Below are 13,707 nucleotides of genomic sequence, written 5' to 3'. Positions count from 1 at the left end.
CGTAGCGGTGAGTTCACTCAAAATCCCGTTGTTGTCTATGATTACCAGCCAAGTCGAGCGGGTGCTTGCGTACGTGAATTCCTAACGGGTTACTCTGGTTATTTACTGTCGGATGGGTACAGTGCTTACGACACGTTAGAAGGTGTGACTCAAGCGGCTTGCATGGCTCATGCTCGTCGTAAATTTACCGATGCTCAAAAAGCATCGCCGTCAAAGAAAGCAGGTAAACCTGAAAAAGCGTTGAACTATATCGCCAAACTCTATGGGATCGAAAAGCAGGCGAAAAGCTTATCCTCTGTAGAGCGCCAAGCTTTAAGAAGACAACAAGCGCAGCCGATCCTAAGCGAGTTCAAAGAATGGTTAGATGCGCAAAATGTTTTGCCGAAAGGGTTGTTAGGTAAAGCCATTACTTACACTCAAAACCAATGGCCGAAGCTACTCACTTATTTAGAAGATGGCAACATTAGCATCGATAATAATGTAACCGAGCGGGATATTCGTCCCTTTACCACGGGCCGAAAAAATTGGATGTTCTCGACATCCGTTGGTGGAGCCAAAGCAAGTGCTAACTTGTACAGTTTAGTGATGACATGTCGTGCCAATGACATTAATCCCTACTATTACTTCCAACATCTGTTCACTGAGTTGCCAAAACGAACTCCAACCGATGACATGTCGGATCTCATGCCGTGGAACATTAAAATCGGTGAAGCTGATTAAGACTTCACTGGTTAATTAATCGCTTACAGAGAAATAGACCACTATGTACCAACATATTTGCTAAATTGGCACTATTATGAGCGAGCTCAGAGAAGGGAACTGTCATAAGACAAAAAGAAAGATCTGAGCCCTTTCAATTTTTACATGATATTTCGACGACGAGCTTCTTTCTTATAGCTGGATTCACGATAAAGCCAAAGCAATCCATTGGTACAAAGTATCAGTGCTGCAAACAATGCATAGTTCAAAACCTGACTCTGCAAAAATGCTAGAATGCCTAGCGCACTTACAGCCGAGAATTGGAAAACGATATTAAAAACCATATAGAATACCATTGCCCCTAAAGTACTCTTATAAAGCCAAGACAAGAAACCTTGCTCACGTTTCTGTTGCCAAACCTGAAAAACTCTATCGTTCATATTTTTACCTATCTTAATTATCTATCTTGCACGTTTCGATGTTTCACATTTACATCGCATAACACGCTTTAAACCATGTAATTTAAGCCATGCAATTTAAACCTAAATTTACCATTTATAATATGATAACTCTAAAGAAAACCAATAATCATCGCTGATTTAGTTCTATAACCTCGTACCGCTTACAAAATACAAATCAAGTTCACTTCAAGTGCTTCACTAAAAAGTCATTTACTAGTAGTAAGGAACTGCGTGATTGGACTGTAAACATCCCTTTGGTCAGGGACAAAAGAAGGGATGCATATAACGTAAAACAAACGTAACTATGCTGATTGAGCATTCATATGATAGTCCAAGGGCTGAAGGTCAATAAATCCTGTTGATGTAATTACTCTCAGCGCTTTTCCGCCTTAGTGACGCAACTAGAAAATAGCACTTTCATTGGTACATAATTACAATGATACCCTTGGATATTTGCAGCTACCCACTGTTCAGAGGTAATACCGGAAAAATTAATGTTGTAACCACAGTTGATCGCGATATGTTCAAATAATAGACGTTGCGCTCGCCCGTTACCTTCACGAAAGGGATGTAGAACGTTAATGTCGCAATAATACTCAGCTAATTTAGTGAGAAATTCATCAAATGGTAAACCAACCAAATACTTATCTTTTTCTAACATTGAAAACAGACTATTCGCTTCTTTTTCAATTCTAACAACATGACAAAAACGTGTGTTTCCTTTTGATATATCAATCGTTCTTAGCTCTCCGGCCCATTCGAATAGATCAGAGAATAAAATACGATGAATTGAACGCAGACTAGTGAAATTATAAGGAGGTGATTGAAACTCTGCATACATCGCAGCTAAAGTCGTTAAATCACGTTCAGCATCCTCTAATACCGCTTCATCATTAATATTGAGCTTATTTACTAGAACCGTACTATTTTCGTAAACATAAGGATCTTGTGCTGTGCCATATTTATCAATCAATGAGCACCTCTAATTAATTTACGTTTGAGTATTTTTTTAACAACATCTGACGTTGCTGCTCTCTATCGAGAGACAAATCAAAATCATTAGCAATTTTATGCCCCTCTAAGCGCATACTTTCTTTAAAATTATCCATTTTTACTTGCTCGAAATACGCATGTTTTTCTTCGTAAGTAGACAGCATTGAATTACTTGGCATCACTAAATCAATCTCATTAAGCTGAGATTGAATCGCTTTCCCAGACTCAAAAACCCCCCAACTACTAATAGAAAAGCGAAAGCTTCTACCTTGACGCTCTCTTTCAATATTTAAGCCTAGAGTTTCAACTAATGAATTAACTACCGATTGTACTTTGCGCTCTGAGATCCCAGTAGCGGCAACTATAGCTTGAGTATTTGGAGATTCTAAGCGTGTCATTGCCGCCAAGACTAACAATTCGTACTTCATAAGTGCCTCGCATATTTATGCGGTAAATAATATCAGTCTACTACTCAAAGAAAGTGATTACTATATTTGTAAGACGCATTAGAAAAGAAGTCGTTGAAATGTAGCAGTCAGCACAACTTCCATATAGCCAATACAGACGGACTAGAAGTTTAGATCCAGTCCGTCTGCAACGCATTAGGTTACAGGGTTAGTCCCTCATTAATCCAAGTATGCGCAGCAATAGTCCGTGATGCTTTCTACCTTGACTTGAAATTTCGAAGAACAAGGAACGTCAAAAGATTCGCCGCCCTTTACAGAAACCCATTCAGAAGATTCAGGCAATTTTACCAATAAAGAGCCAGACATTATTTCCATAAGCTCTTTTTTATCAGTACCGAATTCATATTCTCCCGGAAGCATGACACCTAAAGATTTGGTAGATCCGTCAGCAAATACGACTGTTCGGCTTGTTACCTTGCCATCAAAGTATGAATTAACTTCTTTGATAACGGTGACATTTTCAAATTGTGACATTTAAATTTCCTTATTAAGTTATGTCCGTTTTATACATCTTAAGTTTTAATATCGTGTAAGAAAATGGGAATTCCAAAATACCTCATGCATATTTGCTTTCTTTCCGTTATTTTTATAAACGTAAGACTCAATAACAAGTTGGTAAGGGCAGTCATTCAAATCCTTATCATTCAATCGAAGAAATAAAGTATCGAAGTAGTCTACGTGTACGTTGAACTGTGAATGTGAGTGATGGGCGACACATCCTCACATGGCCTTTGTTTGACACTTACAAAGCTTTAAGTAATCCTAAAACATACAATTTGGCATTCCTGTCATACAAGATAGCGTTATATTCTTCACCAGTGTCGTTTTGTCGTACCACAGATGTGATCCCGTAACGGGCCGCATGCCCAGTTACATTTGTTTTCCTTCCGATCAATTGTAATACGCCTTCTTGACGTAAAATTTTGTTTACACTAGCAGTAGTGTGAGCTGCAAGTTCAGAATGATAAACAGAGATTTCTTGAATAACTTTAGTAAGACTTACTTTTTCATCTGAAAATGAAAATTGATTTCTAGATTGTGATGTTATTGCTGGAACTATTGATTGTGAGACTTCTGGCTCGCCATCAATATTGCTCTTTGAGATGTCGTATTCTGAAGGAGTGCCAAGCAAATCTATATCCACATCTAATTTATAGTGACAGTGTTTAGCAAAAAAAACTATAAGTTCTTTAGCTAATAACTTTAAGTGATTAAGTGATGATTTTTCAGATTTTATCTTTCTACTGATTTCTCGCATACCATCATCAACCAGCTCATTTTCAATGTCATTCTTAAACTGTGCAATTTGCACATTCTTAAAAGCTTTCCTCATCGTTTCATAACTTTGAATTGAATAAGATATCCTAGTTATACAACATTGAAACACAGTTGAAATCATCTTATTAGCTTCGAGTAAACTCGGCTTTTCAATACTGCTAGAAACTTGCTCAAAGAACTCTGTCAGCGTGCAGCCTTCATGGAAAACACTTTGATCGTGATGTTGACTTAGGGACTGTATGCCTTCAAATGGAATTTGAGCACCGGTGAGATCTATTTTCACTCTATTTAAAATTGCTTGAATATCTTCACTCGTTCGTAAGTCTGATTTGGTTAATATAATCATCAACTTATGAGTAGGGAGTAAAGTGCGTGATAAAAATGACAAATCTGACTTAGGTATGGTGCCATTCGCATCCAAGCCTATTAGCCAAATCACCGCATCAGCTTGACTAAGAGCATAACGTGACTTTTTTTCGTCATTGGCTGTAGAGTCGCTCCGGGCAGGGTCGTAACCAGGCGTATCAATAAAATAAAATGAAGGGTGTGAATTATATTTTGTCTTTGTCTTTGTCTCAATTAAGACTCTACTAATGTTCTTTTGCAGTGCAGAAACACTTGGTGACTGATCGTGATTTAGCTGCTTATAGACATCTAAATCGACACTTACTTTTTTACTGGCAGCATCAAACAGCTCTACTACATTTGTATCAGAAAAATCGATATAAGTAGGTAAGCTGGTCATTGGAGTTAAACCTGTTTCAAGCTTAATCCCATCCTCTGCGATAAACGAGTTAATAAATGAAGATTTCCCACTACTAAATCCACCCCCTACTGCAAATCCGGCTTTTTCATGAAAACCACGCATAGGCACTAACTCTTTCGCATTTAAAAAAGCGGATCTTAAACCGGAAACTTCTGATGATACAAAAGGCAACTCAGGACGTGATAAAAAATTTTGCACCTCCGATATATATTCTTTCAAAGCCTGGTTTTGTATCATAGATGCTAATGTCCGACACAAATCTAGTTCTTTCTGAAGCGCTTCGTTCTCTTGAAGAAACCTATCACCCTCTAGGCGTTTTTGTTCTTCCCCATTAGTAAACTTAGCTCCTTTTAACTGGCTTAAAAGATCTTCATTAGTATCCTTTAACTCAATGATTTCTCTCTTTAAACGTTCTACTTTATCTTTACAGCGCTTTAGCTTTTTATCCTCTCTAACATCGCTAGTCATCTAACAACCCTTCAAGAGATTCAATCGCAGCCTCAATGAGTTCTTCAGCTTGCTCTTTGTGGCTAACCAAAGCTAATAGATCATTATTTTGTTGCTCAAATTCATTAAAAATATGTTTAGCCGGCGAAACTTCTATTAATTCAGTTTCTAGCTTCTCAATATATTCTTTAATATCTTGTCTGGTTTGCAATTTCAGCGTCATTCGACCAAACGCGACCATATCTTGGGCATAATTTTTAGCAGAACTCCCCGTAATAGTACCTGATGGCTCCAGTTCCTTAGGTATTGCTGCTTTATAGTTAATTTCCAAGTTATCAGGATAAATGCCCGTTAAAATAGAACGAACCATATCAAGTTCAATAACATCCTCATTAATAAGAGGCTCTAACTTAGTCGTCAAATCACGTTTTAATTTCTTTTTCCAGTTAAAAAGCACTTCCTCAGAAGTATCCGATACGTGGTCTTCCACATTTTGTATAAGCAACTCTAGCTTGGCAAAAGCCGCACCGGTGCGAATTTGCTCTACTGTTTTACTTGCACTACAAGCACCACCACTTTTAACCGTTGTTTGAGTCAATACATTGAAATCATCAATACTTGAACTGATCCTCTCTTTCATAAGTTTAGATAATGTAGTTTTCAGTTCACGAACAGAGTCAGCATAAAAGTCGTTTAAATCATCTGCGATTTTATCCTTATAAGTTTGGATTGATTCTGATTTCTGCTTTAACTCAGCCACATCATAGTCATCGAGTGCATCTAACTTAGCTTCAAGCAGATTTTGCAATTTATCCTTACAAAGCGATTGATTCTTTTGCACCTTTTTAATGTAGGCTTCGTTAGCTTGTTCGATGAGTCTATATTTATTTTGGTTAACGCTAGTTAACACGCCGTTCAGATGCGTATATTTAGAAATATTATAGAGATTAACCCTTGTACTTGCATCGTCTTTAAAATCGTTGGGGAAAACTTTTTTCAGCCTGTCTAATAATAGCTTCTCATCCGCAGTCAATGCTTTATCTTTGGCAGCTTTGTGGCACATAGTTTCAGCATATGATGAAACCAGGATGACACGGTCTTCAACCTCAGTGATAAGCTCATCATACATGCTATCCACTTCCAAATTTGTTTCTTTTAAATTTCGAAATGTACTACTCGCGAGCATAGAAAGCTTTGTCTGAATATGCTCAATACGTTCAGGCAGGTTTCCTTTCAATTCCATATTGAACAATTGACTATCTAATTTACTGCCAACAATAAACAACTCTCTGGCTTTTTCAGAGTTGGTAACCCTATCAATAAGCTTAACATCTTCATTGTTTAAGAACTGCCCGCATGGGGTAACAATGAACACAACATCGCAATTTTTTAATCTACGGCGGGTAATGCTTTCACGGGACACTACAGGATCATTAATCCCCGGGGTATCGACAATTTTTATCCCCTTTAAAGACTCTAAAGGTAAGCGGATATGAACCGATTTTGTAAATGGAGTATATTTTCCCTCTGGACCTACATAGTCCAAAATTTCTTTATTAATATTGTAAGGATCATCAACTTTAAGGATTAGCTTATCTTCAGTCGGAAAATTATCAATATGTGACTGTATATCGTTATAACAATGAAGGTAGAATGAAAGTTCATCATCTTTCATTAAACCATCAGCATACTCCACTGCGTCGGTTTCAATATCAGATACGACTAGTTTTTTAATAATATTTGAATTTTCATTAATGTAGCCTTCTATCAGCCTTAAACGCTTACGGTCGTACTCTCTAGACTTTAACTCAATGTCTTTAATATCATTTTGATTATAAAGCTCTACCTCAATGGATGCTTCTGCATCATAAGATAATATCGTTAATGCCGCAGTCATAGGTGTTGCGGCTTTAGGTAATACTTCTTCTCCTTCAAAAAATAGGGTGTTCACTATTGATGATTTACCCGCTTTTACGCGACCAATAATACCTATCTCTAAAGTATCATCATGATTATTAACCACACTCTCAAACTCTTCGACAGTGGGTAAGTTAGCCTCATTAATTACCTGTGCAGCACTCGATCCATAAGCACCTTCATGTGCTTTTAAATGCGCTGATAGTTCTTCCAGTTTTTTTATTATTATAATTGGGCTCATTTTTGACCTCTTAAGACTTCTAAGGCATTTTTGACTGACTTTTTGCTCAGCTTATCTTTTGGTTTCGACTCTGCTACAGAGCTATGTAGACGGCTTCTCCCATCAAAATCACTGAGATCTTTCAATATTTTTTTTAACGCTTCAAAATTATCTTCGAGCTTTGTATATTTATCTTTTAAAAGTTCATTATCTTTAACTAGATTGTCTTTTTCTCGCTTGGCAGCAGACAATTCTTTTTTTAAAGAAGTAATAGTATCCCTAAGTTCTTGAGTACTCGTACCTTGCTTTAAGAACTCTTCACATTTTTGTGCTACTTGTTTGGGTGTCCCCTCAAACCATTCAGAAACACCCCCATAGGACTTATGATTACGCCTACTAAAATGACGCTCTAAAAATGAGTGAATATCTTTTTCTGTTTGTTCAAGAAGTTCATTATCTACATCAAAAGAAGTAAACAACATATAGTCTGGATTTTCAGCTTCGGCAACACGTACAAAAGCTTCTCGAGTGGTCATTCCCACTTTAGCCAAATCTGGCTTAGTGGTATCCCAGGCAACATAAATCTTACCCATTGTTCACCTTGTTTAGTTTACTAATTATCATTTTGGAATCAGGATAAAAAATGATCACTATATTTCTTTATAAAAGCGGCAAACCCAAAATGGCCACTATCGCTCCTATCGGGCTAATTGGTAGTGAGGATTCGGTTACCGTTTCTGTTAAACCTTCATTAACAACGTCACTGCTAACTGTTGATGCTTCACCTGAAAGGGCGTCATTTACCGTTGTTGTTAAATCAGCAATTTCATCATTACTGGAATCTTCTAGGTCGGTATAACCCCTTCTTGATAAAACATACGCCAATTGAGTGACAATCGCAGTAACAAATATGGTTATTACCTAGCATATCTATCATCAAAACGATACGTAGTCACATCGCTAGTTTTAATGAGTAAACCATGTTCGACTAAGTGTGAAATCATCTTATCAAGTGCCTCTTTTCCGATAACCAACACTAACGGATTAAAGTAGTTCGTAATTTCCGCTTCCGTTAGTTCCTCTCTCTGACTCTGGGTAAAGGCATCCGATACATCAAAATAGAAAGCAGCTAAAGTCTCAAGACCTTTAAAAGCTGGCTGATTTAACAAGTCCGCCTCGCCGCTTGGGGCCAACCTTGCCTCTTCTTGGTCAATAGTAGAATCAACTTTGGGGGTTTCAAAGAGCTCCCCGGTCTCTTTATCGACTAACTCACTTATTGAACCGGCATGATCGTTATCGATATTAGCTTTGCCATTGAAAAGAGTCTCTTCTGCCGAAACCTCAGTATTAGAATCACCGTTTAACAGTGAAATAATAGATTGCTCAGGCCTAAGTGCGATCGCCTGTGCGGCGGCTTTGACTTTTGGTTTTGTGTTTGCGAAACCTGCCAAAATTTCCTGGTTACCATCTAAGTTTGACGATTGGTGTTGGGAAACATACTGCGGTCTCCAATTAGCTTTCAAGTTCTCTTTAACCCCCTCAAAGGTACCGCCTTTAACATTAGCACACACAGCAACAACGGCTTCGGATAACAAGTAAATATACTTATTGCGCTGCATCGCATTTTGCCCCCGACCAAATGCAGCCTCAGGATCAAACGGTGACACTAATACTAATGATTCGTTCTTCAAATGCTGCCGCCATTGCGCTTTTCCACATGCAGCGAATAAACTATCACCAAGAATCCCTATCGCGGTTGAGCCACTATTTAACGCCCGCTGCATCGCGATACTATCAACACCTTCAGCAGCACCCGATACAACCTGATACCCATGGGTCGTTACATTATCTACATAGCCAATCGTTGCGTTTTCATCATCTATACCGCAATTTCTCGAGCCTACAAAACCAATGCCTTTTCGTCTCAACAGCTCTACATTACCAACACCAAACAGTATCGCAGGGGCTTTATGTCCTAGCTCCTTTCTGATAATTTTGGGGTATCCTTCATCAGAACGACTCAAGATCCAGATCCCAGCGCTTTGCCATTTTTCGAGTGCTTGAGAAAGAGCCATTCCTCTAGCTAATAAAGCAGTTAAACGCTCAGATGTGATGTCTGCAACCGTTTTATCTAGCCGGGCCATTATCGGCGATAGATCTGCGTTCGAATGGAAGTGGGTAACATCATCTGAAAACATATCAAAGAATTCAGCTAATCGATCACTATCTAGTAAATCCTTTGGTGCGAACTTATTCTTTTTCAACCAATGAGCCAAATAGCCATATCCATTATCTGATAACGGCTTACAAGCCCTTCTATCAGCACGGTTAAAGTGATGCGTTAACATCAATATAGCTTTGGTATTCTCTGATAATTCGTTTGTCATAGTCTCTGATTCTATTGGTTTTTCTTAGTACTAGTGAGTGAAACGGGAATGACTTTAGATACGCCAAACTTCTTGAGTAACGCACCTGCAATAGTAAATGTCCACCCTGAATCTACTGCATCGTCAATCAACCATACTGGGTTACTGTGTATTTTACCAGTATCCACGCCGAACGCACCGTCTAAATTCTTAGCTTGATGAAATCGATTTTCCATCGTTTTCTGAGGAGGGCGCTCTTCAGCGACATACAACGCATCCATGCATGGTACACCTAACCTATTTGCAATTTTTTTTGCAAAGTCAGGAACCAATGTTGGATGCCTTGGTGACGGAACATAAGCTACCCAAGTTGGTCGCTCTTCGTACGGTAAGCTATCGATCATTTTGACCATTGGTTCTACAAGTTCATCACTAAAATGGTTTTGTTTTTTCCCATTGGCTACGATATCCCCCCAGCCTCCATCTCTCCATGAGGAAAGAGCTGCACCTTGTTCAAGATATAGATTGGATTTCTTGGCACTATAAGGGAATGCATAAGTTGGAAATGCCAATTTAGCATTAGCACCAGATGCTGCAAATGTTGCCTTAGGTTTTATAGGGATATAACGACTACGAAGAAAATCATTTGCCTGGAGAGCCAACTCGTAATCTATCTCGTTGGTTAGCTTATTTTCAGGCGCACAATTGGCACACTTACCACAGGTCTGTGGATTAGCATCGTCTAACTCTTCCGACAAGAACTGCATCAGACACTCTGATGATTGATGATAATCGACCAACCTTTCCCACTCATGGCGTTTAATTGTATTTAATCGATCAATTTTTTCTTGAGGCAACTGGTAATCAAACTGAGTTCGCTGATAGATACTGTTGTTTTTTAAGATAGGCGATGGGTGTTCAATAGAAAGAAATTTGATAATTTTTTCTATCGTACCTTTTGAAAAGTTAACCTGTGGTTCAAAATCAGATAATCGGCAACCATCATCATTCTGCTCTAGCACGCTTAGAAGCTGGTTAATTTGATGTTCTTTTGGAAAAGCATTGTCGATAAAATACTGTTGTATTCGAGCATCTTCCTCTCCCAACATCATAATGCCTACTGCATTATCAATACCGCGTCCAGCACGACCAACTTGTTGATAATATTCGACAACATTGCCAGGGGCTTGATAATGTATAACAAAGCTAAGATCCGGCTTGTCAAATCCCATTCCAAGGGCCGACGTTGCTACCAAACATTTTACTTCATTAAAGATAAGTGCTTGTTCAAGGCGCAATTTGTCCAATGGATCACTGATCTGGCTGTGATAAGCCATAGCTGTCATTCCGTTCTTTCTCAAAAAGCCAGAGACAATTTCAGCATCTTTGGTAGTTTTTACATAGACGATACCCGTTCCCGCGATATTTGGGAGATTTTTAGCAAGCCAAGCAAGTCGCTCAGAGCGATTACTAATCGAGAGAGTATGTAGACTAAGACTTTTACGAGTAAGCGGTCCCCTAAGTGTTATTAGCCTGTCACCAAGCTGGTTTTCTATATCGTTGACGACCCGGTCATTTGCCGTTGCCGTAGTGGCCAACACAGGCATGTTACTTGGCATAAATTTGAGTACACGAACAATGCGACTATAGTCTGGTCTAAAGTCATGCCCCCAATCAGAAATACAGTGCGCTTCATCGACAACAAATAGACCAATGTTGTTACTTATCTGCGGTAAAATTTCCTCACCAAAAGCAGTCGAGCCTAATTGCTCAGGCGATATGATCACAGCATCAACTTGCCCTGCTAAGATACTTCGTGCAGCATCAGCCTTTTCGTCCTTATCCATAGACGAATTATAGGAAACAACACTTAAACCCAGCTTTGCCGCGCTGTCTATTTGATTACGAATTAGAGAGAGCAAAGGGGAAATGATGATAGTCGGCCCATGGCCCTGAGAGCGGCGCAATTTAGTTGCAATAAAATACACTGCACTCTTACCCCAACCCGTTCTCTCCACTACCAACATTTGATTTTGATGCTCAACTAAACCTTGAATAGCTTCCCATTGATCTGCATGAAAAACTGCTTTTCCGTTGTTCGTCATCTCACGCAAATAAGATAATGCTAGCTTTCTCATCGATACCCTACTTTATAATATCTAGTTTTTTGATGAAGCTTTGATTGTCAACACAGGCGTCAAACATTTCTGTAATGACAAGCCGCCATGATTATAGTGATCGCCCGACACATAGCCTGAAATGCCAGGAGCCATTGCAATAGAAACGCTCGGGTTCCAAAACCAAGGTACAACCAAACCATCGTATTGAATATTACTCTTCAATATCGCACAGCGGCGTTGACGATTCGTTCCCAATGGCTTGTGAATTTCGCCTTTTGGTAAGCCATCAGGCACCCAAAGCCAGCCATGGTCTGTTACGATTTTGATTCGCTTCCATCCGGCGTCTAATAGACCTCGGATTCGTGCGACTGCATCACCCAATACCTGTTCAATGTACTGTGGCATCTTTAACTGTTGCTTATGACCTAAGTTATCTAGGTCTCCTGTTTGCACCCAGGCATAACCATTCGGTTCACCTGTTTCAAGACCATCTAAATATTGCCAGCCTCGCTCGGCAAGTAGCTTCTTAAGGTAGTGACTACTAAAAGATGCTTGTGTACTCGCTAGCGCTGGAATGAAATCATCGTTATCCTCTAAACCTGTTAGCAGATCTGCCAATGGCGTCACTGCAGCTTTCGCTGTTGCTGTAGCTGTTAATGACGGGAGCGCAGACCATTGAGAAATAAGGTCGATGTTTACACCAATGGCTGACAATTTATTCTCCAGCTGCTTAGCTGTATCAAAGCGCAAGCCATCAACGAAGAAAATTACTTGGCTACCAACAGAATAGTTTGCTAATGTTTCTTTTAACTGTTTATCGTCTGGATAACCATTCAATCTAACTTGATCTTGGAAGTTAAGTGCAACCCTTTCCAACCATGGCGTATAGATAACAGCCAGAACATCCGCAACCAACTGTTGATGGTGAATATCTTTCGCTTTTGCCATCGCAGTAAGCACAGCGGCATCAGCCTGCCAGAAGCGGCTGGTATACAACTCCGCCATGCCCTCTGGAGAACCTGACGAAAATAGGATCTCTGTATGCTCAAGAACGATCGTAATTTGCTCTAAAATGCCTAACCAAGGAGAAAAGCCTAGCTGAGACCATATCCAATCTTGGCGAGATTGTTGGTTGCTCCAAAGAGAATTGAACACTTGCTTCAAACTCTAACGATTACTGCCCGCAATTTGCTTAAATGCATCTTCAATAACAGATTCATCACACAAATTTTCGGATAAGTAATTTTGCGCTTCAAACGCTAGCCCCGATGGTGCTACTGTTTTTAGGCGGTCGACGAGAGCAGGAAGATTGCTTGCTGTCTCTTCAAATCGCTCCCATTCACCTTGAGCATCACAGAGCAGCTCCAAAGCAAGTGCCATATTCGCTTCGCTCGGTTCAAAACCGTATCTTGAAATGCAGGACTGGCTGAAAATATCCCACTTACTGCCTTGCCATTGCTCTGCTTTTTCGGTTGGGTTATTTAGCCACCCCAAAATGTAGTGGTCAAGTAAAACTGGCCACAGTTTTATAAGATTGCCAATAGAGTCGTTCCGACTCATTTGGCGTGAGACCACCATTGCACTGATGTGGCCTGATTTGGCTGTAATATCTAATGATGTAGCCAATAATGCTGTTCCAGGCCTCTGTTAAATTCCGATATCCACAGGCTGGCACCCATTCTGTTTTTAGGCTTCTGAAGAAGCGCTCCATAGGGCTGTTATCCCAACAGTTTCCTCTGCGCGACAAGCTTTGTTTTATTTGAAAACGCCATAAGGTCTGACGGAACTTACGGCTAGTGTAATGCGTGCCCTGATCGCTATGGAACATCACTCCTCTAGGCTTACCACGGCTTTCATAAGCCATTTTCAAAGCTTTGCTTGTCAACTGACTATCGGGCGAAAAAGACATAGCCCAACCAATTGGTTTACGAGCAAACAAGTCCAGCACAACGGCTAGATAAGCCCAGCGATTC

14 protein-coding genes are annotated in these 13,707 nt (G+C 39.7%); 2 read left to right on the top strand and 12 right to left on the bottom strand.

Annotation, left to right across the window (positions count from 1 at the left end; translation table 11 throughout):
• Window positions 1-720 (top strand): IS66 family transposase (tnpC, locus tag A9260_RS11350; RefSeq protein WP_156684048.1); only part of this gene is annotated, 720 nt, incomplete at its 5' end.
• 140 nt (window positions 721-860) lie between these two features.
• On the opposite strand, the gene A9260_RS11345 is transcribed toward tnpC, so the two are convergent.
• The 7 genes from A9260_RS11345 to A9260_RS11315 all read right to left on the bottom strand — a co-directional run bounded on the left by A9260_RS11345 (window position 861) and on the right by A9260_RS11315 (window position 7,841).
• Window positions 861-1,139, bottom strand: a complete 279-nt coding sequence (locus A9260_RS11345) for a hypothetical protein (protein WP_068699069.1) — start codon at window positions 1,137-1,139, stop codon at window positions 861-863.
• A 394-nt stretch (window positions 1,140-1,533) separates the two neighbouring features.
• Window positions 1,534-2,133, bottom strand: a complete 600-nt coding sequence (locus A9260_RS11340) for a putative adenosine monophosphate-protein transferase Fic (protein WP_068699067.1) — start codon at window positions 2,131-2,133, stop codon at window positions 1,534-1,536.
• A gap of 13 nt (window positions 2,134-2,146) precedes the next feature.
• Entirely contained in the window at window positions 2,147-2,581 is a 435-nt protein-coding gene (locus A9260_RS11335; protein WP_068699065.1) for a YhfG family protein, read from the bottom strand.
• Window positions 2,582-2,779: 198 nt separating this feature from the next.
• Window positions 2,780-3,094 (bottom strand): pyrimidine/purine nucleoside phosphorylase, encoded by a 315-nt coding sequence (ppnP, locus tag A9260_RS11330; protein ID WP_068699063.1) that lies wholly within the window; start codon window positions 3,092-3,094, stop codon window positions 2,780-2,782.
• 268 nt (window positions 3,095-3,362) lie between these two features.
• Window positions 3,363-5,132: a dynamin family protein gene (locus A9260_RS11325; RefSeq protein WP_068699061.1), complete on the bottom strand. Its 1,770-nt coding sequence runs from the start codon at window positions 5,130-5,132 to the stop codon at window positions 3,363-3,365.
• Window positions 5,125-7,269 carry a dynamin family protein gene (locus A9260_RS11320; protein WP_068699059.1) on the bottom strand — a complete coding sequence of 715 codons (2,145 nt, stop codon included), beginning with the start codon at window positions 7,267-7,269 and terminating at the stop codon, window positions 5,125-5,127. The genes A9260_RS11325 and A9260_RS11320 overlap by 8 nt, the downstream gene beginning before the upstream one ends.
• Window positions 7,266-7,841 carry a GIY-YIG nuclease family protein gene (locus A9260_RS11315; RefSeq protein ID WP_068699057.1) on the bottom strand — a complete coding sequence of 192 codons (576 nt, stop codon included), beginning with the start codon at window positions 7,839-7,841 and terminating at the stop codon, window positions 7,266-7,268. The genes A9260_RS11320 and A9260_RS11315 overlap by 4 nt, the downstream gene beginning before the upstream one ends.
• Window positions 7,842-7,891: 50 nt before the next feature.
• Here A9260_RS11315 and A9260_RS11310 point away from each other — a divergent pair, with 50 nt between their 5' ends.
• Window positions 7,892-8,107 (top strand): hypothetical protein, encoded by a 216-nt coding sequence (locus tag A9260_RS11310; RefSeq protein WP_068699055.1) that lies wholly within the window; start codon window positions 7,892-7,894, stop codon window positions 8,105-8,107.
• Between the two features lie 58 nt (window positions 8,108-8,165).
• On the opposite strand, the gene A9260_RS11305 is transcribed toward A9260_RS11310, so the two are convergent.
• The 5 genes from A9260_RS11305 to A9260_RS16800 all read right to left on the bottom strand — a co-directional run.
• Window positions 8,166-9,635: a DNA-processing protein DprA gene (locus tag A9260_RS11305; RefSeq protein WP_068699053.1), complete on the bottom strand. Its 1,470-nt coding sequence runs from the start codon at window positions 9,633-9,635 to the stop codon at window positions 8,166-8,168.
• A gap of 11 nt (window positions 9,636-9,646) precedes the next feature.
• Window positions 9,647-11,752, bottom strand: a complete 2,106-nt coding sequence (locus tag A9260_RS11300) for a RecQ family ATP-dependent DNA helicase (RefSeq protein ID WP_068699051.1) — start codon at window positions 11,750-11,752, stop codon at window positions 9,647-9,649.
• Window positions 11,753-11,773: 21 nt separating this feature from the next.
• Complete coding sequence (pglZ, locus tag A9260_RS11295) at window positions 11,774-12,889, bottom strand: BREX-1 system phosphatase PglZ type B (protein WP_231892600.1); 1,116 nt, start codon at window positions 12,887-12,889, stop codon at window positions 11,774-11,776.
• A gap of 12 nt (window positions 12,890-12,901) precedes the next feature.
• Window positions 12,902-13,294, bottom strand: coding sequence for a hypothetical protein (locus tag A9260_RS17140; RefSeq protein ID WP_231892599.1), 393 nt, complete (start codon window positions 13,292-13,294; stop codon window positions 12,902-12,904).
• Window positions 13,239-13,707: IS3 family transposase (locus tag A9260_RS16800; RefSeq protein ID WP_156684047.1), on the bottom strand; the 469-nt coding region annotated here is incomplete at its 5' end. The genes A9260_RS16800 and A9260_RS17140, both read right to left, overlap by 56 nt.

Source organism: Vibrio sp. UCD-FRSSP16_30 (assembly GCF_001676025.1).
Lineage (GTDB): Bacteria > Pseudomonadota > Gammaproteobacteria > Enterobacterales > Vibrionaceae > Vibrio.
Note: the sequence above shows the minus strand (reverse complement) of the source record. Positions and strands in the feature narration are given on the sequence as shown.